Origin of the sequence: Pedobacter suwonensis (assembly GCF_044762335.1) — a bacterium.
Taxonomy (GTDB): domain Bacteria; phylum Bacteroidota; class Bacteroidia; order Sphingobacteriales; family Sphingobacteriaceae; genus Pedobacter.
Genome location: NZ_JBIWEB010000005.1, coordinates 238,047 through 260,599 on the forward strand (window position 1 = coordinate 238,047; position 22,553 = coordinate 260,599).

General features: G+C 39.1%; 20 protein-coding genes. 7 read left to right on the forward strand and 13 right to left on the reverse strand.

Features of this window, described 5'->3' with window-relative positions; translation table 11 throughout:
- Window positions 1-101 precede the first annotated feature (101 nt).
- The 7 genes from ACIQXP_RS10675 to pdhA form a co-directional block, all read right to left on the reverse strand.
- Window positions 102-779, reverse strand: a complete 678-nt coding sequence (locus ACIQXP_RS10675) for a metal-dependent hydrolase (RefSeq protein ID WP_293743911.1) — start codon at window positions 777-779, stop codon at window positions 102-104.
- Window positions 780-831: 52 nt separating this feature from the next.
- On the reverse strand, window positions 832-1,137 hold the full coding sequence (locus ACIQXP_RS10680; protein ID WP_090980942.1) for a YbaB/EbfC family nucleoid-associated protein: 306 nt from the start codon (window positions 1,135-1,137) through the stop codon (window positions 832-834).
- A gap of 23 nt (window positions 1,138-1,160) precedes the next feature.
- Window positions 1,161-2,144: a hypothetical protein gene (locus ACIQXP_RS10685; RefSeq protein WP_293743915.1), complete on the reverse strand. Its 984-nt coding sequence runs from the start codon at window positions 2,142-2,144 to the stop codon at window positions 1,161-1,163.
- Between the two features lie 4 nt (window positions 2,145-2,148).
- Window positions 2,149-3,378 carry a serine hydrolase domain-containing protein gene (locus ACIQXP_RS10690; protein WP_293743918.1) on the reverse strand — a complete coding sequence of 410 codons (1,230 nt, stop codon included), beginning with the start codon at window positions 3,376-3,378 and terminating at the stop codon, window positions 2,149-2,151.
- A gap of 68 nt (window positions 3,379-3,446) precedes the next feature.
- Window positions 3,447-3,998: a cupin domain-containing protein gene (locus ACIQXP_RS10695; RefSeq protein WP_293743920.1), complete on the reverse strand. Its 552-nt coding sequence runs from the start codon at window positions 3,996-3,998 to the stop codon at window positions 3,447-3,449.
- Between the two features lie 884 nt (window positions 3,999-4,882).
- The gene (locus ACIQXP_RS10700; protein ID WP_293743923.1) at window positions 4,883-6,559 is read right to left on the reverse strand and encodes a pyruvate dehydrogenase complex dihydrolipoamide acetyltransferase; all 1,677 of its coding nucleotides are present in this window, start codon (window positions 6,557-6,559) and stop codon (window positions 4,883-4,885) included.
- 30 nt (window positions 6,560-6,589) lie between these two features.
- Entirely contained in the window at window positions 6,590-7,585 is a 996-nt protein-coding gene (pdhA, locus tag ACIQXP_RS10705) for a pyruvate dehydrogenase (acetyl-transferring) E1 component subunit alpha (protein ID WP_090981414.1), read from the reverse strand.
- Window positions 7,586-8,081: 496 nt separating this feature from the next.
- Between pdhA and ACIQXP_RS10710 the strand changes: the two genes are divergently transcribed.
- From ACIQXP_RS10710 to ACIQXP_RS10720, 3 genes are all read left to right on the forward strand, one after another.
- Window positions 8,082-8,639 carry a C40 family peptidase gene (locus ACIQXP_RS10710; protein WP_090980930.1) on the forward strand — a complete coding sequence of 186 codons (558 nt, stop codon included), beginning with the start codon at window positions 8,082-8,084 and terminating at the stop codon, window positions 8,637-8,639.
- Between the two features lie 167 nt (window positions 8,640-8,806).
- A complete protein-coding gene (locus tag ACIQXP_RS10715) occupies window positions 8,807-9,904 on the forward strand; it encodes a CapA family protein (protein WP_387505392.1) in 1,098 nt (365 codons plus the stop codon).
- Window positions 9,905-9,948: 44 nt separating this feature from the next.
- The gene (locus tag ACIQXP_RS10720; RefSeq protein ID WP_293743929.1) at window positions 9,949-10,131 is read left to right on the forward strand and encodes a hypothetical protein; all 183 of its coding nucleotides are present in this window, start codon (window positions 9,949-9,951) and stop codon (window positions 10,129-10,131) included.
- Between the two features lie 70 nt (window positions 10,132-10,201).
- On the opposite strand, the gene ACIQXP_RS10725 is transcribed toward ACIQXP_RS10720, so the two are convergent.
- Window positions 10,202-10,387 carry a hypothetical protein gene (locus ACIQXP_RS10725; protein ID WP_113950816.1) on the reverse strand — a complete coding sequence of 62 codons (186 nt, stop codon included), beginning with the start codon at window positions 10,385-10,387 and terminating at the stop codon, window positions 10,202-10,204.
- A gap of 360 nt (window positions 10,388-10,747) precedes the next feature.
- Between ACIQXP_RS10725 and ACIQXP_RS10730 the strand changes: the two genes are divergently transcribed.
- Window positions 10,748-12,157 (forward strand): hypothetical protein, encoded by a 1,410-nt coding sequence (locus tag ACIQXP_RS10730; RefSeq protein WP_387505391.1) that lies wholly within the window; start codon window positions 10,748-10,750, stop codon window positions 12,155-12,157.
- Between the two features lie 98 nt (window positions 12,158-12,255).
- Here the strand turns inward: ACIQXP_RS10730 and ACIQXP_RS10735 are convergent, their stop codons facing one another.
- On the reverse strand, window positions 12,256-14,298 hold the full coding sequence (locus ACIQXP_RS10735; protein WP_387505390.1) for a M13 family metallopeptidase: 2,043 nt from the start codon (window positions 14,296-14,298) through the stop codon (window positions 12,256-12,258).
- A gap of 166 nt (window positions 14,299-14,464) precedes the next feature.
- Between ACIQXP_RS10735 and ACIQXP_RS10740 the strand changes: the two genes are divergently transcribed.
- The 3 genes from ACIQXP_RS10740 (at window position 14,465) to ACIQXP_RS10750 (ending at window position 17,418) form a co-directional block, all read left to right on the forward strand.
- Window positions 14,465-15,397 (forward strand): SPFH domain-containing protein, encoded by a 933-nt coding sequence (locus ACIQXP_RS10740; RefSeq protein WP_293743936.1) that lies wholly within the window; start codon window positions 14,465-14,467, stop codon window positions 15,395-15,397.
- Between the two features lie 197 nt (window positions 15,398-15,594).
- Window positions 15,595-16,485: an SDR family oxidoreductase gene (locus ACIQXP_RS10745; protein WP_387505389.1), complete on the forward strand. Its 891-nt coding sequence runs from the start codon at window positions 15,595-15,597 to the stop codon at window positions 16,483-16,485.
- A gap of 12 nt (window positions 16,486-16,497) precedes the next feature.
- Entirely contained in the window at window positions 16,498-17,418 is a 921-nt protein-coding gene (locus ACIQXP_RS10750) for a helix-turn-helix domain-containing protein (protein ID WP_387505388.1), read from the forward strand.
- 58 nt (window positions 17,419-17,476) lie between these two features.
- On the opposite strand, the gene ACIQXP_RS10755 is transcribed toward ACIQXP_RS10750, so the two are convergent.
- The 4 genes from ACIQXP_RS10755 to ACIQXP_RS10770 all read right to left on the reverse strand — a co-directional run bounded on the left by ACIQXP_RS10755 (window position 17,477) and on the right by ACIQXP_RS10770 (window position 22,485).
- The gene (locus ACIQXP_RS10755; protein WP_387505387.1) at window positions 17,477-19,642 is read right to left on the reverse strand and encodes a carboxy terminal-processing peptidase; all 2,166 of its coding nucleotides are present in this window, start codon (window positions 19,640-19,642) and stop codon (window positions 17,477-17,479) included.
- A gap of 265 nt (window positions 19,643-19,907) precedes the next feature.
- Window positions 19,908-20,594, reverse strand: a complete 687-nt coding sequence (locus ACIQXP_RS10760) for a tetratricopeptide repeat protein (protein ID WP_293743943.1) — start codon at window positions 20,592-20,594, stop codon at window positions 19,908-19,910.
- Between the two features lie 29 nt (window positions 20,595-20,623).
- On the reverse strand, window positions 20,624-21,466 hold the full coding sequence (locus ACIQXP_RS10765; RefSeq protein ID WP_293743945.1) for an isoaspartyl peptidase/L-asparaginase: 843 nt from the start codon (window positions 21,464-21,466) through the stop codon (window positions 20,624-20,626).
- A gap of 143 nt (window positions 21,467-21,609) precedes the next feature.
- On the reverse strand, window positions 21,610-22,485 hold the full coding sequence (locus ACIQXP_RS10770) for a cyanophycinase (protein ID WP_090980911.1): 876 nt from the start codon (window positions 22,483-22,485) through the stop codon (window positions 21,610-21,612).
- Window positions 22,486-22,553 lie beyond the last annotated feature (68 nt).

A 22,553-nucleotide genomic window follows, 5' to 3' on the forward strand; every position in this document is an offset into this window, starting at 1 on the left:
GACTAGTCCATGAAAAAGGTCGTCATTCCCGCACAGTCGGGAATCTTAAAGCTTACTGCATTAAGATTCCCAATCAAGTTGGGAATGACGGTTCGCCGAAACTATAAACTTATTGTCTCACCAATTTCTGGTAATAATAAGGTTTTCTTTTCACGTGCAAATTTATCTAACGCGGTCTGGGTATCAATTTCGATCACCGGGAAGGTATTATAATGAACGCCGATTACTTTATCGCAATCGAAATATTTTGTTGCAATCAAAGCATCATCAACATCCATGGTATAATTTCCACCAATCGGTAAGATGGCATAATCCAGGTTATAAATATCCGCTAAAACTTTCATCTCGATGGTTAAACCGGTATCGCCTGCAAAATAAATTTGTTTACCGTCAACTTCAAGCACAAAACCAGCAGGATTTCCGCCATAACTTCCGTCGGGTAGGCTAGATGAATGTGTGGCAGGTACCATGCGTACGGTTCCCCAATCGAAGGTGAATTTGCCAAAATTCATTCCGTGTACTTTCTCTATGCCCTGTTTAGAAACCCAATCGATAATCTCCGGCATTGCAATAACCGTCGCCTGAGTTTGTTTAGCCAGCTCAACCAAGTCTGCTACGTGGTCGGCATGACCATGGCTTACCAAAATATAATCAGCCTCAATCGCCTTAGTGTCTATGTTTTTCGCTAATGGATTGTGCGATATAAACGGATCGAATAATAATTTTTTACCAGCTGTTTCCAACAGGAAACAAGATTGGCCGTAATAAGTATATTTCATAGTTTTAGTATCAAGTAGGTTGATTTGAGTATCAAGATAATTTGATGATATATTATTGGCCAAACATGCCACCTAAGCCACCCAGCATATCTTGTGCTGATGCCTGCATTTCGGCTGCGCTTACTTGTTCTGCGCTTGCCATTGCTTTGTTAATAGCGGTTAGCAACAGTTCTTCCAATTCTTCTTTATCAGCACCTTTTAAAAATTCTTCATCAATGGCAACTGCAGTGATGGCCTTGTTTGCCGTTGCAGTAATTCTGATGGCACCATTTTCAACTTCGCCGTATACGGATATGGTATCCAGGCGTTTTTTAATTTCTTCGGCTTTTTGTTGTGCCGCAAATAATTTATCGAACATAATCGTTTTCTTTTATAATGAAACTAAATCCGGCCTAAAATGGTATTGGCCTCATCAAGGAAGCGCTCAATCTTTTTAGTGCCTATAAAGCTTTTAAGGTTTAAGACGGTTGTTTTGTTTTTAGCCGGCAAAAAAATCTCTGCCCTAACTTCGGTGCCAGAATAAATAAAATTAGTGGTTTTACGGATCACCTGAAAGCGGATTAGTTCATCAAAGGAATATTCTTTATTAAAACGACCGGCAAAGGTTGAACGGATAATCTTCTTCTGGTTTTTATCAAATCGGATATTGGAGGTTGCCGCGAAAAGTAAAGCAAAGCCAATTATCGCTGGGAAATATGTCAACAGTATTTTTTGAAAGAATCCTTCTCCTGAAAGAAAATCAGGACTAAACAATATGGCAACGGTAGCACCGATGAAAATCAATCCAAAAATAAAACTTCCCGTTTTGTTATCGAGCAATTGGTAAACACTACCTTGTTCTCTGAAAAATTTAAAGTCGTAAATGGCCTGTTTAGGAATTATGGGCGCATTAGCGAAAACGAGTTCATCAATTTTTGGCAATACCTCCTGCTGAAATGCAATTAGGTTGACATCATTAGGTTTACTATATCCGGCAGAAACCAATAAACCACTGCCGTGCCGGTTACTTTTTCTAAACAGTTTATAATTAAAGCCACTCCCTAATACTTCGTATGGTTCAACAGAAGCAATATCATCGAAGGGGATTGACCCAATAGGCAAAAAAGCAACCTTTTTATATAAAACCCTGCTGCTTCCGTCAAAAATTACTTTTGTTTCGGCAGCAAAAATTAACATTAGAGGAATCAACAAAAAGATGGCATAATATCCCAAGGTAAAACCCGTAGAATAACCCGGCATTGATCTGAACAAAAAGAAAATGAAGGCCGCAAAAAGTACAAAAAAAATAATGCCAATAATCCTTAAATTTCTTTTAGGATAGATGGTTAATGTATCCGGTCCGATTATCCATTTTGTTTTTGCCATAATTTTAGTCTTCGTCTGATCCAGGTAAACTGCCGTTGCCGTGGTATGCACCTTTACGTATAACGGGCATATTTAAATGCTTGTAAAGGTCATCCAAATGCATTAAACTACCGTTTGTTAAGTTGCCTAAAAATATAACCAGAATATTTTTGCTTAAGTCTCTTACATAAATATGGCGGAAACCGTGCCACCATCCCGTGTGGTATACCACTTTGTCCATATTCTCGCCGTCAAACATCCTCCAGCCATAACCATAGTTAAAATGACCATTTACAGGTTTATTACGGCCTAAATAAGCAGAATCGAGGCTCTTTTTAGTTAGTAATCTACCATTCTTTAAATATTTATCAAATAATACCAAATCATGTACCGTACTGTAAATACCTTTGTCTCCTACAGGACCATCCAAAAAGTTTTGAGCCACCGAATAGCGCCAGGTACGGTCGTGACCAACCACATCAACAGGAATTTTTTCATATTCGGTTGTGCTATATACATGTGTATGTTTTAATCCGGCGGGTTTAAATACATGCTCCATCATATATTGCGAATAACGCTGGCCGGTTACCTTCTCTATAATGGCCCCCAAAACCATAAAATTTGAATTGTTATAATGGAATCGGTTGTCGGGTTTGGTATATGGATTGGGTTTGCGCTCCGCAATAACGTTCATTACCTCCTGGTTGGTAACGCCTTTTTTCATGTTGCGTTTTTCTTTACGCCAGATATCATCAATAAAATAAACATAGTTCATCATCCCGCTACGGTGCGAAAGTAATAGCTTTACCGTAATGCCATCATAGGGGAAATTAGGGTAGAACTTCTTTACATCATCATTTAACGAAAGTTTGCCGGCTTCTACCAGTTGCATAATGGCTGTGCCGGTAAAAGTTTTGGTAATGGAGGCCAGTTCGAATTCCGAATTGATCTTTAAGCTATCGCGATGGAGGTAATCGGCCCAGCCAATCGCTTTTTCATAAAGAATTTTGCCATCTTTTGCCACCAGCATATTTCCGTTAAAACCGTATTTTTTATGGAGATTGTCAACAAAATCAGCAATCCATTTATCGCCTTTTTGGGGATTATATACTAATAAAAGGCTGTCCGCCTTATCATCTTCTTTGGTACGGACTTTTTTATCAGCTTCCTTTTTTTCTTCAGATTTTTTGCCTGAGCAGGCAGTTAGTAAAGTTGCGGAGAGGGCTAATGCTGAACATATATATCGAAAATTCATTTATACTGGGGATAGTGTATTTAAAACCCGAAAATTAAAGAATTTTAGACGGTTGCAACAAAAGAGTTTTACACATTTTCGCAATTTTGGCCATACCAGCACTCAAATAAATGTCCTTTGCTTCCATAAACGGGATCACTATCCGGATTTTTTACCATAGAAATGGTTTTATCAGCTTCAGGACGCTCCTCTGCCTGGCCATATTTAATATCATAATCTAAGCCATTCGGGTATGCACCAACAACCGTAAAGTCATCACTTGAGTTCAGTTTTTTATGGGCTACACCTGCTGGAATAATCACGACATCACCTTTATCCAATTCGATGCAAACACCATGTTCGCCGCCAAATTGTACATCTGCTTTACCGCAAAATACCCCCATTACTTCGTGTGTATTGCTATGGTAGTGATGATAATCGAAGATGCCATCTACCCAGGAGTTGGTATAACCGTTTTGCGCAAAAACTCTTTTTATTACCTCTGCACTATCATCAGGATGCAACCTGAATGTACCTTTGTATATCATCAATGGCAAATTGGGATTGTTGGGGAAATTGCCATTTTCTTCAATTTTATGTGCAACCAGATAAGCTTCTTGTATCAGTTTTTCTTTGTCCATGATTTTAGGATGTTTCAATAATTAACAATGTAATTCGAAAAGGGTTTCGGGATTTGAGGAATAGCTTTTAATTACCCTGCAGATTATATGCATATAGTTTTCGTCATCTCGACTGAAGCTACGCGAAATGGAGAGATCTTTCCTGCTAGCGGGTCTTACTATAAAGACTGCTTTCCAGAAGCTCGGACACGAGTTGATGGGCGATACAATCGCTGATCTCGTTCATTCCCGTGAAAACCTATCGTGTGGACGCAATTAATTACGGTATTTTTCTTCCGCTCTATGCCGCGGGGCATGGTAGTTTTTCGCAATTTTTGTTGTTTTAGCGGTGTTCAAGAATGCTACGCATTTTGGAGCGCCAAAGTACCCAAAGCGCTTCTTCATCCGATAACAATCGGATCCAGCAGTGAGCCTTTTGCACAATTCCATGCACATCAAAAAAACAGCGGAACTTCGTTTAGTCAGTTATTGTTTGTGTTTTCTTTGGTCTGATTGAGCCTTACGGGGTTTGTGTTCAATTTTTTTTAAAAAATTAATCTTCGTCATGAACACAAAACCACTGCGTTTCAGGTTTCCTAGTGCAGGTTTATCTGGATTACTACTGTTTTTTTGATTTCCCGGTTTCTGGGATTGACAGCGTCCTTAGCTAAAATCTGTGCTTTATTAGAGTTGGTTAGCAAAATGCCCATACCATTCTTAAAAAAGATGTGTTCACACGATGACTTTGATAACGTTCTGGCTGATTGCTTCTAAATCGCATAATTGAATATCTGCGTTATTTGCGAAATCTGCGGGAAATTTTTATCAAAACTTAAACGCAAAAAAGCCACCCCAAAGGATGGCTTTTAATATGTAGTCAGTATAAACTTAAAACAGTTAACTGTTTATGCTAATAACCTGATCGGTTCTTCTAATAAACCTTTTAATGTTTGCAAGAAAGCTGCTCCGGTTGCACCATCTACTACACGGTGATCGCAGCCTAAAGTTAGTTTCATTACATTACCAGGAACAACAGCACCATTTTTAACCACAGGTACTTGTTGAATTGCACCTACTGATAAAATTGCACCATCAGGCGAGTTGATAATGGAAGTAAACTCATCTATACCAAACATACCTAAGTTAGAAACAGTAAAGGTAGAACCTTCCCAATCTGCTGGCTGTAATTTTTTAGCTTTTGCTTTAGCACCAAAATCTTTTACTTCTGCAGAAATGTGTGATAAAGATTTTCCATCTGCGAAACGCACAACAGGTACCAATAAACCATCTTCAACGGCCATGGCTACACCAATGTTAGTATGTTCGTTAAATCTGATTTTATCGCCACCCCATGATGAGTTAACAGCCGGGTGTTTTTTCAAAGCAACCGCAACGGCTTTAATTACGATATCATTGAAAGAAACTTTAACAGGAGCAACTGCGTTAATAGCTGTACGTGCAGTCATTGCGTTGTCCATATCAATGCTGATAGTTAAATAGAAATGTGGTGCTGTAAATAAACTTTCTGCCAAACGTTTTGCAATTACTTTACGCATTTGCGAAACTGGTTGTTCAGTAAATTTGACTTCACCTACAAATTGTGGAATAACTGGTGCTGGTGCAGCAGATTTCTCAGCAGCCGGAGCTGATGCAGATTCTGTTTTTGCCGGCGCTGCAGCTGGTTTAAAGTTTTCGATATCTTTTTTAATGATACGGCCACCTTCTGCACTCCCTGCAACCTGAGCTAAATCGATTCCTTTATCTTTAGCAATTTTCTTAGCTAAAGGAGATGCTTTAACGCGGCTATCTGAAGAACTTTCTGCAACAGGAGCAGATGAACTTGAATCAGCAGTTGCAGCTTGTTTTTCTTCTTTTGGTGCTTCGCTTTCAGCTTTGGGCGCTGAAGCTGAACCACCTGCCAAAATTCCGCTTACATCAGTACCTTCAGGACCAACGATAGCGATAATTCCGTTTACTTTGGCAGCCTGGCCTTTTTCTACACCGATGTGCAATAAAGTTCCGGTTGCATAACCCATTACTTCCATTGTAGCCTTATCGGTTTCTACATCAGCAAGTACATCGTCATCCTTAACTTTATCACCCACTTTTTTATGCCATTCGGCAATTACGCCTTCGGTCATGGTATCGCTCAGTAAAGGCATGCGGATTACCGTAACACCTTTAGCAGCCAACTCTTCTTCGCTTAAGCCTCCGCCCTGGGTAGCGGCAGCTTCTTCTTTTTTATCTTCTGTTTTTGGAGCATCGTCTTTGCTTTCAGCTTTCGGACTTGCCGAATCCTGGCTTCCTGACTTTTCTGCTTCTAAAGCCGCTTTATAATCTTCGCCTTCTTTACCAATCACGGCCATGATGGCATCAACAGGAACAGCCTGACCTTCTTCTACGCCAACGTATAAAAGGGTACCATCCCAATAAGATTCCATATCCATTGTTGCCTTGTCAGTTTCTACTTCTGCCAAAACATCGCCGCTTTTCACTTTATCGCCCACCTTTTTATGCCACTTCGCCAAAACCCCTTCGGTCATGGTGTCGCTCATTTTGGGCATTTTAATTACATCAGCCATTATATCTAATTAATTGAAATCTTATTAATATTAGTCCATTACGTAAGGATAGTCCTCTTGCATATATACATCTTTGTATAACTCAGATGCATCAGGCCAAGGAGATTCTTCAGCAAACTTTACTGCCTGATCTACAATTCCCTTTACTTTAGCTTCTACTTCTTCAATCCAGGCCTGATCTGCATATTTTTCTTTCAAAATAGTTTCTCTGGCCAATTCAACAGGATCTTTTGCTTTATAATCTTCTAATTCTTCTTTAGTACGGTATTTTGCCGGATCTGACATCGAGTGACCACGGTAGCGGTATGTTCTCATTTCTAAGAAAGTAGGTCCTTCACCTTTACGTGCGCGCTGGATGGCCTCGTCCATAGCATTATGTACCGCAACAGGATCCATACCATCAACTGGTGCACATGGCATGTCGAAACCTAAACCTATTTTATAGATATCAGTCATGTTAGTGGTACGTTGTACTGAAGTACCCATTGCATAACCATTATTTTCGCAAACAAAAACAACAGGCAATTTCCAAAGCATAGCCATGTTAAAAGTTTCGTTTAATGCACCCTGGCGCACTGCACCATCGCCCATATAACAAATGTTTACGTTATCAGTTCCTTTGTATTTTTCTGCAAAAGCAACGCCGGCGCCTAGCGGAATCTGACCACCAACAATTGCGTGGCCACCGTAGAAGTTATGCTCTTTACTGAACATGTGCATTGAACCACCTTTACCTTTAGAGCAACCTGTAGCTTTACCGTACATTTCTGCCATAATACTATCAGCACTAACTCCTAAAGCTAAGGCGTGAGCATGATCACGATATGTTGTAATCATTGAATCACCTTTTTGCATTGCAGATATTGCACCTGCAACTACAGCTTCTTGTCCAATGTATAAATGACAAAAGCCACGTATTTTTTGTTGTCCGTATAACTGGCCAGTTTTTTCTTCGAATTTGCGCATCAGCAACATCGACTCGAACCACTTTAACCAGGTATCTTTATTTATTTCTACTGCACTCATTTTAGGGTATTTGTTTTTTTGCGACAGCAAATCTAATTTTTTTATTGTAATTTTTGACACTTTTTAGTGTAAAAACATCATAGTATTAGGGTTATAATTAGATTTAACAGTTGTTTTACAATTAAATGTAAACCTCTGTTTTCAATATTGCGTTAACATCGATTTTTTATAAGTAAATCAATTCCCTTTATCGTAATATGGAATCAATTTATTCTGAAATTTAATTCTGTGAATCTGCTTATATCCGTAATTTAAAAATAAAGTATTTTCATTGAATAGTACGTAACTAAGAGAAAACTTTTTTTGAAAGACAGCCCTTTTTTTATGAAGATTTGGATCAAAAATCGTGGATAAAAAAAGGAAATGTTGATAACTTTCACTTTTTCTAAGATTACATTTGGATAACATTTGTATAATTAATACTTTTGGCAACCGACAATAAGCCCATGTGGTGTACGTTAATGTGTAAGTGAATACCCAAACATAACTGTATAACATGATTAAAAAATTTTTGTTTTCTACTCTAATTGCTATCTGTTCGCTCTCAGCCGCATTTGCGCAGACAAAAACAAAAGAATCTGGTAAAGAATTAAATGATCCCGACAACCTGGCGTCGCAATATTTTTCGCAGGTAATGGGTGTGGCGGTAGATGCAACATCAAATTTAAAACTGTACAAGTTTATTTACGAATGGATCGGAACGCCATATAGTTACGGTGGAAACACAAAAAGAGGTATCGATTGTTCGGCATTCACTAAAGCCATTTACGATAAAGTTTTCAACACGACCATCAGAAGAAATTCACGCGATATTTTCAGCATGGTAGATCCATTATCAAAAGAAGATTTAAAAGAAGGCGATCTTGTTTTCTTCAAAATTAAAAGCAGAAGCATTTCACATGTAGGTATTTACCTGGGCGATAACCGCTTTGCACATGCGTCAAGTTCTCGCGGTGTAGTTATCAGCAACCTTAACGAGCCTTATTACAGCCGTTACTTTTACAAGGGCGGCCGCGTTTTAGAATCTTTTAAGAAAGAATTTACAGTAGAATAGTTCAGTTGGCAGTTAACAGTTCACGATATCAGTTAACAGTTGCCTAAATAAAGAATACAATCCTCCTAAAGAAATTTTGGAGGATTTTTTGTTTAACACAAGTCCAATCCGTCCTTTCGGGCGGACCCGAAGGCTCGGATCGAGACGACGATTATAATAAACACCTTATGAAGCTCATCAACACCATCTTAACCTTACCCTTCGTTGTTATAATCCTGATCAGTTGCACGAACAATAATGCACAGGTTACAATACCGGTAACCAGGCAGGATACCTTAATCAGGAAAATTAAAGATACCATATCCATTACCGCTGTTGGCGACATCATGCTGGGCTCTGCTTTTCCCACCAAAACTAACCTCCCTCCTGACGATGCGGTAAACAGTTTCCAGGCAGTTGATGGTTTATTGAAAGGAGATATTGTTTTTGGCAACTTAGAAGGTTGCTTTCTGAACTCAGGCCGTTCGAATAAATGTAATGGCATTAATCCAAATAATTGTTACGCCTTTAGAATGCCGGAGCGCTATGCGGGGATATATAAGAGCGCAGGATTTAATGTGTTGAGTATTGCCAATAACCATGTTGGTGATTTTGATACGATGGGAAGGAAAAACACCGCCAGGATTTTAGATTCCCTCCAGATCCATTACGCCGGACAGCTAAACAAACCTTTTGAAGTTTTTGAAAAGGATAGCGTAAAGTATGCATTCTGTGCCTTTGCCCCCAATGAAAATACAGTATCGATCAATAAAATTGATAGTGCAAAAGCACTTGTGGCCCGATTAAAGCAACTGGCTGATATCGTAATCGTTTCTTTTCACGGAGGAGGTGAAGGTGCCAGGTTTGAACACGTTCCCCGTAAGAATGAAATATTTTATAAAGAAAACAGAGGAAATGTTTATGCCTTTGCGCATGCAGTGATCGATGCTGGTGCAGATGTGGTGTTAGGACATGGTCCGCATGTAACCCGGGCTGTTGAAGTTTATAAAAATAAATTCATAGCCTACAGTTTAGGAAATTTTTGTACTTACGGAATGTTCAGCTTAAAAGGCAATAATGGCATTGCACCCCTGCTTCAGCTAAAAATAAACGCGAAAGGCGATTTTCTCTATGCCGATGTGGTATCGGTTAAACAGGATAAAATTAATCGTTTAACCCTGGATGATGACCATAAGGCATTTAAACGCATTAAAGAACTGACGGATGTTGATTTTATTGGTCATCAACTGAAATTTGCTGATAACAGGATTAGTGTAAAAGATTAATCTTCTGCGACATCAATTTCAAATTATTTCAGAATATTTGTCGGATGAAAACAGGATTAATACTTCACTATATTATAGGCATTGCTGCTGCAATTTTAGTATTGGCAGCAGCTTACTATATCAACCAAAATCCTAAAAACCTTATGTCTGCCGGCATTATTATCCTGGCGGGTTGCTTAGTTGCCTTTAGCCAGTACCAGATCATCAAGCAAAAGAAAAAGCAGTGACATTACTTCAATTGGATGCTAACGGCTAAATTAAATTTTGGTGTGCCAATATTCAGGATGAAAGTTTAATCTAGCTTTCATCCTTTGTATTTTTTACCAGACCAATTCCGGACACAAAGAAAATTAATCCGATTATTCCATAAACCATCAATCCCCTCGTATTTTGATTGTGGTTTACAAATCCATATCCGGCATAAATTAGGCCGATAATTCCTAAAATGGTTAATATTGTTCCAAAGGTTCGTTTTACGTTCATGATCTGTTTTTAACATCAAACAAGGAATTCAAACTTTTTGTTTGACGAAATTTTACGGAGTAGTTTCTATTTTGTTTAATTGTAATATTTAAATTACAGTAATGACTTTGTAATCCGAAAGTCTAACTTTAGGTATAATCCACCTGACAACAGGTGGATTAAATTTTTAATTATTACTAAAACGTTTTATTATAACCAGATATATCACTTTTATCATTTTGTGAATAGAGAACAGCAGGGGAAACACAATTACTTAATTTCAGGAATCAACTCAACCTAAATATTAACCCCAATGAAATAGACTGTGATCTTACTAACCACTTTAAGAGATCCCTTCTAACATTAAAACAATCTAAACAGATGAAAAACAAACGGACTATCCTCTTGGGCATGCTGATTTTTGCAGCTTTACTCTCTTGTTCCAAAAAAGGACTGGAAGAATCTCAACCTGCAATCACAAAAAATGCCGTGGCAAATGTAAACAACACCCTGCTTGCCGATCCTCCGCTTACCTGGCAAGAACATTGGTTTGACCATGTGCAGGTATTGCAACGGTTTTACCACGATACGAGCATTGTAGTTTACCACGATAATGATGTAAGCAGTACGGTTACCTGGCCCAATACGTATTTAGCTCAGGTTTGGAATTATACCAAAAGTAAATATGGGTCGTTTGGTACTGACTCTCGCTTATGGGCCATTTTTCATACCGGAAAATATAGCGGGGGGCATCCGAGCACTTACATGGATGCCAGCCACGATTACCGAAATGTAATCGATGTGGGATCCTCGAGCACAAGTGCCTGGCTCAGTGGGACAGGGAACGATCTGGATCTTACCACACATGAGGTGGGGCATATTGTAGAAGGTGCTTCGCGTAATGTACTTAATTCGCCTGCCTTTGGTATCTGGCACGATAGTAAATGGATGGAAATTTACATTTATGATGTTTACATTGGCCTTAACCGTTCGGCTGATGTGCAACGTTGGTATAATTTGGTTGCCAATGGATCGGAAAGCTATCCACGTGCGCAAACGTATTGGTTTAGAGACTGGTTTTTCCCTATCTACTCGCAACAGGGCGATGCTTCTTCACTGAATAAGTATTTCAGCCTGCTGGCACAGTATTTTCCTAAACAAACCGTAAATAATGGGCAAACCAATATACAGCGCTTTTCAAGATCAATGAATTATGGCGAGTTTATCCACTTCTGGAGCGGCGCAACAGGGATGGATTTAAAGCCGCTTGCCTTAAGCGCTTTTGGTAACCTGGATGAGCAGGGCAATGATTGGGTGGCACAGTTGAATGCGGCAAAAACCGCCTTTCCCGGTGTAACATACCTGAAAGATATAAGCAGCCAGGCAGTTGTGAGTGTGAGTAACGAAAATGCTGGCGGTGCTGCTGCAGCTGAAGGTTCTGCTAAACTTTCTGATAGCTATTATAATACCAAGTTCTTTTTGGGAGCTTACCCTAACACTTTTTGGGCACAACTCACTTTTCCTGGCAGTCAGGTGGTAAAAGGATATACAATTACTGCGGGGAACGATGCACCGGATCGTGATCCGAAAAGCTGGAAACTTATGGGATCTAACGATGGTACGAATTATACTCAACTCGATATCCGAAGTAACGAAACTTTTGGCTTAAGAAGGCAAACAAAAAAAATGTTGATTTCAAACACTACCGCATACAAATATTATAAACTCTTTATTACTGCCAATAACGGGAGCGTAGATTTGCAATTAAGTGAGTGGAGGTTGTTGCAATAATATCAACTGCAAAATAAAGCTGATCCCGGAATTTACGAGTTGATCAATTCCGGGATCATAGTTTGCAAACGTATATTTTAAAATTATGCTTTTAAATTTTACCAAACGCCTAACCTGCTGGCTGGTGCAATATACATTTTTGCGGTTGTAGGAATGTTAAATGCTTTATAAAAGGCTTCCATGTTATAAACGGGCCCGTTCACACGGAACATCTCCGGGCTATGCGGATCTGTTTTCAACCTTACGCGCATACTTTCATCGCGGGTTTTGATTCGCCATACCTGGGCAAAACTTAAAAAGAAACGCTGATCAGGTGTAAAACCATCAATCTTTTTGTCAGCTTTTCCTTGTTCTGTTAATTTAAAAGCATCATATGCAATGTTCAACCCACCAATATCAGCCAGGTTTTCGCCCAATGTTAATGAACCGTTTACGTGCTGATTGTCTAATAGCGAGAAGTTGTCGTAAAATTTTTCTACTTTACCAGCCTTCGCTTTAAATTGATCAGCATCGGCTTTTGTCCACCATTCTTTTAAATTACCCATTGCATCATACTGGCGGCCCTGATCGTCGAAACCGTGTGTCATTTCATGACCAATTACTGCACCGATTGCACCATAATTAATGGCATCATCTGCGCTAAAATCAAAGAATGGAAACTGTAAAATTCCAGCGGGGAAAACAATCTCGTTGAAGGATGGATTGTAATAGGCATTAACAGTAGGTGGCGTCATGCCCCATTCTGTTTTATCTACATTTTTACCCAGCTTATCCATCATTTCTTTATAAGCATGTTTGCTTGCCGACTGAAGATTGGCATAATAAGTGTTTTTCGAAATCTCTACGTCATCGTATTTTTTCCATTTATCAGGATAACCGATTTTTTTAATGAAGGCATTTAGTTTTTCCAAAGCTTTCTTTTTGGTATCTGGTGTCATCCAGTCTACTTTCTGGATTCTTTCTGCATATACTTTCTGTAAATTGTTTACCAAGGTTAGCATACGCTCTTTAGCCTCTGGCTTGAAATACTTTTCGGCATATAACTGGCCTAAAAGCTCGCCTAAATTACGATCGGTAGCATTCACAATCGCTTTCCATCTTTCTGTAGGCGCTTGCTGACCAAACAGTGTTTTAGAAAAAAAGTCAAACCTGGCATCTCTGAATTTTTTGGTAAAAGCATTTGCCGATTCGTTCAGTGCATCAAATTTTAACTTTTCTTTCCAGATTTCTATAGGCTGACTTTTCAAAAGAACTGATAATGTCTGATAATATTTCGGCTGCCTGACAATAACGGTATCCGTGCTTGCACCTAGTTTGTTTAGAACAGATTTCCACTCCATATTTGGGGTCAGTTTTTGAAAATCAGCAATCGTCATTTTGTGATAGTTTTTCTGTGGATCGCGCAGTTCAACAGGTGTTGAATGGGACTGGGCAATAGCTGTTTCCAGTTTTAAGATATCAGCGGCATATTTAGCTGCGTTTGCCGAATCGCCTGAAAGGGTAAAGATTTTTGTGATGTATTTGATGTACTCTGATCTGATCTTTTTTGCTTTATCATCCTGTTCGAGATAATAACTGCGATCTGGTAAGGTAATGCCAGCCTGGGTGAATGACAGTGCATTTTTAACACTTAATTTGTCATCTGGTTCAACACCAAAGCCTAATAAATCACCTTCACCATTTTTATAGCCTTCGGCAATGAAACTGATTAAATCCTGATCATTTTTAATTTTATCTATTTTACTTAAAAGCGGCTTTATAGGTTCGATACCCAATTTTTCAATAGTAAGCGTGTCCATGCCGCTGGTGTAAAAATCGCCAACTTTCTGTTCGGCACTTCCTTTGGCTGCTTTCGCTTTGGAAGCATTTTCAAGAATGTTTTTCAGGTTCTTCAGGTTATCATTATATAAGGTGTAAAAAGAACCCCACCCTGTTTCGGTTTTAGGTATTTCCGTGTTTTTCATCCATTTTCCATTGGCATAAAGGAAAAAGTTGTCACCTGGTTTTACAGTGGTGTCCATGCCAGCCTTATCAAAAAAAACGGTACGTATATTTGCCATATCTGTTTCCTGATGGCTTTTATTCTGACATGCCGCACATAGCAAAATGCCTGCCGCTGGAAGAAATAATTTAATTTTCATCTGTATAAATTTTGTTTTTTAAGTTATCATATTTATTCATACCACTGGAGGGTTTGAAAAATCCTGATGTTTTCGATTGATATAAGTTAGTTTGAAAAAACTTAAAGCTACGAAATGCCTGGTGTAGTTTGTATGAATTTTTATACCTTCATGAAAAAATCTAATTATGCAATACACCGTTTATATTTTAGTAGTAATAGGAGTTATAATACTGCTAAGTTCATTCGTCACCGTTAAACAAGGCACTATTGCGGTTGTTACGGTTTTTGGTAAGTACCAAAGGCTTTTAAGGCCAGGTTTAAATTTTAAAATTCCTTTAATAGAACAGATTTATTCACGGATATCGATCCAAAACCGCTCGGTTGAACTTTCTTTCCAGGCCGTAACGCAGGACCAGGCCAATGTTTATTTCAAGGCCATGTTGCTTTACTCAGTAATTAACCAGGATGAAGAAACCATCAAAAATGTAGCCTTTAAATTTGTTGATGCCACTAATTTAATGCAGGCGTTGATCAGAACTATTGAAGGTTCGATCAGGGCATATGTAGCTACGCAAAAGCAAGCTAACGTATTGGCCCAGCGAAACGAAATTGTACTTCATGTTAAGGAACAGATTGATCAGGTATTGGATGGATGGGGTTACCATCTTCAGGACCTTCAGTTGAACGATATCACTTTTGATGAGGAGATTATGCGCTCCATGAGCCGGGTGGTAGCATCAAACAACTTAAAGGCTGCTGCCGAAAACGAAGGACAGGCTTTATTGATCACCAAAACCAAAGCTGCAGAGGCTGATGGTAACGCTATTAAAATTGCTGCCACGGCAGAGCGCGAAGCTGCACAATTACGCGGTCAGGGTATCGCATTGTTTAGGGAAGAAGTGGCAAAAGGTATGACAAATGCTGCGCACGAAATGCAACAGGCAAATCTGGATACTTCGGTAATCTTATTTACCATGTGGACAGAGGCCATTAAACAATTTGCAGAATATGGCGATGGAAATATCATTTTCTTAGATGGCAGTACCGAGGGCATGAATAAAACCATGAAAGAAATGATGGCCATGCAGCTGGGGCAGAATCCTCCGAAGAAGGGTTAGCGTATTTTTGATACCGAAAGACTGTTGCAAAGCGTAGCAGTCTTTTTTTTGCCTTAATTATTCGTTTTGGCTAAATGAAGAATTGATTAGCCTAAATTGTTACCATTAAATTAATTGAATTTTGAGTGATCATGAAATGCGATTGATATCAATCGGAATGTAATTATTGTACACTATTTAAAATTAAATTAATCACGATGAAAGTTTTTGTCACAGGTGCAACCGGATTTGTCGGTTCTGCAGTAGTAAAAGAGTTAATTAGCGCAGGTTATGAGGTTTTAGGTTTAGCGAGGAATGAGGTAGCTGAAAAGGCGCTTGTACTTGCCGGAGCCGAAGTACACAAAGGGGATTTGGAAAATTTACAGCGTTTACAGGAGGGTGCAAAATTGGCTGACGGTGTTATTCACACTGGCTTTATACATGATTTTTCACGATTCGAAGCGGTTTGCGAAATCGATAGGCTTGCCATAGAAGCTATTGGGAACTCGCTTTCAGGAACCAATAAACCCTTTATTGTAACTTCCGCAACGCTTTTGGTTAATCCCGGCATATTGGCCACAGAAGATATGCTGCCTGATTATAATGGTCGAAATCCCAGGCTAGCTTCTGAGAAGGCTGTTGATACACTTGCGACGAAAGATATTCGTGTATCGGTGGTTCGTTTATCGCCGTCTGTACATGGTGAAGGTGATCATCATGGCTTCGTCCCCATGCTGATTGATATCGCCCGAAAAACGGGTTTATCGGCTTATATTGGTGACGGAGAAAACAGGTGGACAGGTATCCACCGGCTTGATGCCGCGAAACTTTATAGGTTGGCGTTAGAACAAGCTACGCCAAGAACACGTTTTCATGGCGTAGCTGAAGAATCAATCCCCTTTAAAGCAATAGCAGAGGCCATTGGCAAACAGCTCGGTTTACCGGTTGTTTCTATACCTAAAAAGGAGGCAGCCGGACATTTTGGTTGGTTTGAGCATTTTGCAGCGGTAGATGGGCCGGCTTCCGGGCGTTTAACCAGCGAACTTTTAAATTGGGAACCTCAATGTTCCGGTTTGCTTGAAGATTTGGAGCGTGGCATTTATTTTTAAGTAAATTGTATCATGGAAATTTCGAACCGTTACCATTTTAAAACAATATCAGCTTATCATAAACTTGCAGGGTTGCCTCAACCTGTTCATCCGTTAGTTAGTGTTGTTAATATGGAAGAGGTTAATCTGCCATCTGCTGGCCGATTAAAAACTATAATTTTTGATTTCTACTCCATAGCGCTTAAACGAGTACCTGATGCGAAAATTAAATATGGGCAAAAAATCAGTGATTTTGACAATGGTGTTTTATTTTTCATGGCTCCGGGGCAGGTGTTTACGGTCGAAACTGATCAGAATAAAACCCATCGCCCAACGGGCTGGATGATACTTTTTCATTCGGATTTACTTTGGCACACTCATTTAGCCAAAGCAATTAAGAATTATGATTTCTTTAGCTACTCGCTGTCTGAGGCTTTACATGTTTCTGAAAATGAAGAAGCATTACTTAATTCGATCGCCAAATTGGTGGAAAATGAAACCAATAACAATATCGATCATTTTACTGAAAATGTTATAATAGCACAAATAGAGCTTCTTCTTAACTACGCACAACGCTTTTATGGCCGTCAATTTATAACGCGTAAAGCGGTTAATCACCAGCTGCTTGATCGACTGGAACATGTTGTTAAAGGCTATTTTGCAGACGATCATTATGGTAACAGGGGATTACCAACAGTAACTTACATTGCCCAAAGGCTCAATGTTTCGCCGGGATATCTATCTGGATTATTGAAAACGCTTATTGGCCAAAACACCCAACAATATTTGCATCAGAAAGTGATTGATTTAGCAAAAGAAAAGCTTTCTACAACAGATCTTTCAGTTAGTGAAATTGCTTATGCACTCGGTTTCGAACATTTACAATCTTTTACAAAACTGTTCAAATCAAAAACAAACCTTACCCCTTCAGCATTCAGACAATCATTTAATTGAAATGAAAAAAAAGCGAGCTACCTCAATAAGATAGCTCGCTCTGTATAAATCCCGTTTATTAAAGTTTTGACGGTGTTATACCCAGATTCATCACATAATTCCCTGATTGTTGCATGAAATCGCCCATTACTTTTAGTGATTCATCTTCAATGAAATCGAATGCATCCTGCTTGGTAACTTTGGCGCCCTTTTTAAGCGCTGGCAATCCTCTTAATGCCCTTAATTCATTTTGTCTGGCAAGGGTTTTAGCTTCCTGTGCATCTCGCTCTGCTTTAAGTTTAGCCTCGTTCAACGTCACAGAAACTTCGCTATCACGTTTTTTAAGGTCTGCAACATCTTGTTTCAGGTATTTAAAATCCAATGAGTTTGCAACACGCTGCTCGCTGTTTTTGATCAATTGCGCTTTAACAGCACTCAAATTGGCAACTGCTTTGAAGTTCGAACTAGGAATAACATCCCATGGCAAAGCGGATGATTCAGTATCCTCTCCGATTTTATCCATCGGATAAACAGAAGGAAAAGCAACATCAGGAGTTACACCCTTGTGCTGCGTACTGCTACCGGCCACACGATAAAATTTCGCCATGGTTAAATTAATCTGACCTAAATTAATATCTGCAGGGTTGGTACTGTTAGGAGAAGTTCCAATGGTTTTATCTTTAGCAATTAATCCTGCTAATCTCTGCAGCATGCCAGGGTTAACCAGTTTATTTAAATCGATTGAAGATTGCACGGTACCTTTACCATAGGTTTGGCTGCCCATAATAATTCCACGTCCATAATCCTGTATAGCCCCTGCAAAAATTTCTGATGCTGATGCACTTAAACGGTCAACCATTACGCCAAATGGACCATCCCAGGCTACACCACTATTTTCATCTTCATCTACCTCGATTTTGCCACGTAAATCTTTTACCTGTACAACAGGCCCCCGATCGATAAATAATCCCGTTAACGAAATAGCTTCAACCAATGAACCCCCACCGTTTCCACGTAAGTCCATTACGATTGCATTTACCTTATCGAAGGTCTTTAACGAGTCGATTAACTTTTTAACATCACGGGTGGTGCTTTTGTAATTTTTATCGCCTGCATTTGCAGCTTTAAAATCTGCGTAAAATGCAGGTAAGGTAATAATCCCGATTTTATATTCTTTACCGTTACTGTTGATGGTTTTAACTTTCTTTTTGGCAGATGTTTCTTCCAAAACGATTCGATCACGAACCAATTCGATAATTACCGGTTTGGATGACATTTCTTTCCCTGCCGGTATCACTTTTAACCGCACTTTTGTCCCTTTCGGACCTTTGATTTTCGAAACAGTGTTATCTAATCTCCATCCCACAACATCCACAAACTCACCATCGCCCTGCGCTACCGCAATAATACGGTCGCCTGCACTTAGCTGTTTGCCTTTAAATGCAGGTCCGCCGGCAATAATTTCAGAAATTTTAACTACCTCATTTTCCAACTGTAAGCGGGCGCCAATACCTTCAAAAGAGCGTGACATGTCTTCGTTAAATGCTGCGGCATTGGTTGGGTTAAAATAATTGGTATGTGGATCAATGGATTCGGTAAAAGCATCCATCAAAATTTGAAAAACGTCCTGATTATTGGTTTTTGAAGTTTGTGATTGTAAATTTTTATAACGTTTGGTTAATGTCTCTACATTCTTTGCTTCAGCAGTACCGGCCAGATTCAAATTAATCAATTCGTATTTTACCCTTTTTTTCCAGTTATCATTTAATGCTGTGGAGGAAGTTGCCCATGGCTGTTTCTCTCTGTCGTAAACATAAGTGTCGTTTTGGTTAAAATCAAATTTGGTTTTAATCTGTGCGAGTGAATAATTAAAATATTCATTAAGGCGCTTAGCGTAAACGTTATAGATAAAAAATGGACCACTTAAGTCGCCGTTTTTAAAATCATCATCTAAGGTATATCTGTATTTCTCAAAGTCCTTGATATCCGAGGCCAGGAAATAATTTTTACCCGGATCTAAAGATTTGATATACTTATCTAAAACAATCGATGAAATAGAATCGTTGATCTTAACTTTTTTATAATTATAGCTTTCAATCAAATTTACCACCTCTTTAATAACAAGTTGCTGCTGCTCATCAGGTTTCACATTGGTAACCCCCTCAACCATTGGCTGAGTTTTAGGGGCAGCATGACAAGCAAGTACTGCCGCAGTAAAAATTACAAAAAATATCCTCTTTAACATTTCTTTAAATGATTTAAAATCCATTTCCAATTCTATATAGCCAATATGATACCATTTTAGCAAAAAAACAAAAAAGAGACAGCATTATTACCGTCTCTTGTTAAAATTTTATCAAATCTAACTAAAAGCTCTTTATTTAACAATTTCTTATGTAGAACGTTGACTATTATTTTTTGTTTTAACCCAAACACAAAATTTATTTGATTACAGCCGCTTCTGGCTATCTTAAAACAAATAGAGGAGAATTTACAGAATATGTTGCTTATTAGCTTGGATTTACCTTTTTGCCGGTTTTATTGGCAATCATTTCCCTTGCATCTTTAATCTGTGCTTTATATTGAGTGGTTTTGATGGAATTAGCCAGCCATTCGGCCGATTTTAAATCTCTCAGCGCGAGTGTAAAGTCTTTCTTTTTAATTTTTACCTGAACAATGCCTAAAATAGATTCGATATAGGCATTGTTGCTTTTTAACTGTTTTGCCAGGATACCTTGCTGGGTATAGAACCACATGGATTGTGTATACTTGGTGTTGGCCAGGTAAACTTTGCCTAAAAGGTTATAGGTGTTCATTATTCCTGCCCTGTTCCCGGTTTTGGAATAATTTTTTAGCGCCACGTTCAAGAGAATTTGCTCTGCATCGGCAAAACGGCCAAGTTGATAGTGCATATTGCTCATCTTGATAACGGCCAGCCCATATCTGTTGAAGTTTTTTACGGAATTATATTCAAAAGCTGCTTTGCCAAATAAGGTGAGCGCTTCATTGTAGTCGCCTTTTCGCTCAAAATCTTCGGCTTCCTCGAAAAAGGAATTCCCATCCTCCAGCTCAAATTTAGAAACTGCTATTCTGATCGCACTACCATTAGGTTCCTGGATCTCAGATTTATCTAGATTTTGAGCTTGTAGTTGTAATGCTGCAAAAAGGCCAAATAAAGCCAATACAATTTTGGTCATGCAACAAAAATAATACTTTAAATCTAATTTTAGCTAAATACCTGTAAATTAACATCAAAAGATGCCCAAACCATGTAAGGGTGTGAGTCGCAGTGGTAAACTTCACCTGCTGCAGAAATACCTACAATACCTGCAAAGCCATCAAAAGCCTTAAGCTCGGCAAAAGATTTATCAGATGCTTCTTTTAAAGAAAAACCATCGGTAACGCGGGTTACAATTTTTGCAGCCAAAGCGCCACTTACAATATCTTCTCCTACTCCGGTACATGAAATACCCGCGTGTTGATTGGCATAGTTGCCAGCTACGGTTGCTGAATCGCTCACCCGGCAAGGAATTTCAAATCCTTTTCCCCCGGTTGAGGTTGCTGCGGCTAAGTTTCCGTCTGCGTCAAGTGCTACGCAACCCACTGTTCCTTTGTTGTTCTTTTGGTTTAATTTAGCTTCGTATTCTGACTGGCGTTGCGGGGTAATCGGATTGAAGTATTCAAATCCGTTTGTTCTGGCAAACTGCCGGGCACCGTCACCACTCAATACCCGGTCATCATACGTGAGTAGTTTTTGTGCAACCTGTATAGGGTTTTTAATCTCTTCAACATTAATTACACCACTAAATTTCTCCGTTTTACCATCCATCAGGGCCGCACTTAGCCTTACTTTTCCATCACTTTGGATCTGTGAACCTATACCTGCGTTAAACAGTTCGTTATCTTCCAATAGCGCAACCGTATAAACAACGGTTTCTAAAGCTGTATGTGTTTTTAGATATTCATGTCCGAGCATAACAATTGATGCTAAAGCATCTTGTTTAGCTTTTTTCGTTTCCTGATTGGTAGACGATTCGCTGAAGAAACCGCCATGTATGATTAGTTTCATGAGTTAGATTTGAGTATTGAGATGTATGATAAAGATATGAGACAATAGATATGAGACACTAAGCTAACCTCAATGAATTTTACAGGGTAAGTAAGATCTTGAACGCTAAACCATACACCCTAAGCCCTCCACCTTAAACCTCTCTAGGCTACAGGTACAACCTTTGGATGATGGATCAACAGACTATGGTCTGTTAAATCGTATACATCTCCATCACACATTACATGGACCACCATGTTTTTAATGGAAACAGGTTGCCCCATTTCTACATCGGTTAAATTGGTATCGGCCATGGTGCGGCCATCTACTAAAATTACCATTCCAGATCCAATGGCTTCCATCTTATGGCCATCAGAAATGAAAAGCCCGGTATCTTCACCGAGTCCGATCCCTAAAATGCCAGGATTACTGGCCGCAGCATACAACAAACGGCCAATTCTGCCGCGTTGAACAAAATGTGTGTCTACAATTACATCGTCAATAAAGCCTAATCCTCCGGTAATTTTAACCTCTCCTTTTAGTAAGGCGTCTTTACTGCTGCCCTGATAAATCATATTTTTGGAGCTTGCAGCAGCTCCTGCCGAAGTTCCTGCAATAACTACAGGTTCGTTTCTATATTTTTCCAATAGAATCTGATGGGTTTTGGTTCCTCCGAAGATGGAAGAAAGACGGAGCTGATCGCCACCGGTAAAGATAATTACGTCTGCAGCTTTGATACGCTCGTAATTTTCATCAGAATTGGCTTCTTCGCGGTTAGTAATATTAAGAACGCCAACATTATGCACCTCTAGTTGTGCGTAAGCTTTTATATATTCCTCACCAACTTTTTCTGGCATTAATGATGCTGTGGTAATAATCTCGAAACGGGATTGAATATCTCTTAATGATTCTGTAGTAATCCGTTTTAAGATTCCACGCTCGAAGAAATTCATATTTTCAGGTAACCCAAACTGAGTCTCTGCAAAACTACCTGTATTTATTGCGCCACCAATGATGATGAGTTTACCTTTCGGAACCATTCTTTGTGTTATTATAATTGTATCGAAAAACCCAAATATATAGGCTTAAGATAAAAAACACGACTTTT

What these genes read in the sequence shown, in the direction of transcription:
- ACIQXP_RS10675 (WP_293743911.1), bottom strand. Translation starts at nt 779, where the DNA reads ATGAAATATACTTATTACGGCCAATCTTGTTTCCTGTTGGAAACAGCT.
- ACIQXP_RS10680 (WP_090980942.1), bottom strand. Translation starts at nt 1,137, where the DNA reads ATGTTCGATAAATTATTTGCGGCACAACAAAAAGCCGAAGAAATTAAA.
- ACIQXP_RS10685 (WP_293743915.1), bottom strand. Translation starts at nt 2,144, where the DNA reads ATGGCAAAAACAAAATGGATAATCGGACCGGATACATTAACCATCTAT.
- ACIQXP_RS10690 (WP_293743918.1), bottom strand. Translation starts at nt 3,378, where the DNA reads ATGAATTTTCGATATATATGTTCAGCATTAGCCCTCTCCGCAACTTTA.
- ACIQXP_RS10695 (WP_293743920.1), bottom strand. Translation starts at nt 3,998, where the DNA reads ATGGACAAAGAAAAACTGATACAAGAAGCTTATCTGGTTGCACATAAA.
- ACIQXP_RS10700 (WP_293743923.1), bottom strand. Translation starts at nt 6,559, where the DNA reads ATGGCTGATGTAATTAAAATGCCCAAAATGAGCGACACCATGACCGAA.
- pdhA (WP_090981414.1), bottom strand. Translation starts at nt 7,585, where the DNA reads ATGAGTGCAGTAGAAATAAATAAAGATACCTGGTTAAAGTGGTTCGAG.
- ACIQXP_RS10710 (WP_090980930.1), top strand. Translation starts at nt 8,082, where the DNA reads ATGATTAAAAAATTTTTGTTTTCTACTCTAATTGCTATCTGTTCGCTC.
- ACIQXP_RS10715 (WP_387505392.1), top strand. Translation starts at nt 8,807, where the DNA reads ATGAAGCTCATCAACACCATCTTAACCTTACCCTTCGTTGTTATAATC.
- ACIQXP_RS10720 (WP_293743929.1), top strand. Translation starts at nt 9,949, where the DNA reads ATGAAAACAGGATTAATACTTCACTATATTATAGGCATTGCTGCTGCA.
- ACIQXP_RS10725 (WP_113950816.1), bottom strand. Translation starts at nt 10,387, where the DNA reads ATGAACGTAAAACGAACCTTTGGAACAATATTAACCATTTTAGGAATT.
- ACIQXP_RS10730 (WP_387505391.1), top strand. Translation starts at nt 10,748, where the DNA reads ATGAAAAACAAACGGACTATCCTCTTGGGCATGCTGATTTTTGCAGCT.
- ACIQXP_RS10735 (WP_387505390.1), bottom strand. Translation starts at nt 14,298, where the DNA reads ATGAAAATTAAATTATTTCTTCCAGCGGCAGGCATTTTGCTATGTGCG.
- ACIQXP_RS10740 (WP_293743936.1), top strand. Translation starts at nt 14,465, where the DNA reads ATGCAATACACCGTTTATATTTTAGTAGTAATAGGAGTTATAATACTG.
- ACIQXP_RS10745 (WP_387505389.1), top strand. Translation starts at nt 15,595, where the DNA reads ATGAAAGTTTTTGTCACAGGTGCAACCGGATTTGTCGGTTCTGCAGTA.
- ACIQXP_RS10750 (WP_387505388.1), top strand. Translation starts at nt 16,498, where the DNA reads ATGGAAATTTCGAACCGTTACCATTTTAAAACAATATCAGCTTATCAT.
- ACIQXP_RS10755 (WP_387505387.1), bottom strand. Translation starts at nt 19,642, where the DNA reads ATGTTAAAGAGGATATTTTTTGTAATTTTTACTGCGGCAGTACTTGCT.
- ACIQXP_RS10760 (WP_293743943.1), bottom strand. Translation starts at nt 20,594, where the DNA reads ATGACCAAAATTGTATTGGCTTTATTTGGCCTTTTTGCAGCATTACAA.
- ACIQXP_RS10765 (WP_293743945.1), bottom strand. Translation starts at nt 21,466, where the DNA reads ATGAAACTAATCATACATGGCGGTTTCTTCAGCGAATCGTCTACCAAT.
- ACIQXP_RS10770 (WP_090980911.1), bottom strand. Translation starts at nt 22,485, where the DNA reads ATGGTTCCGAAAGGTAAACTCATCATCATTGGTGGCGCAATAAATACA.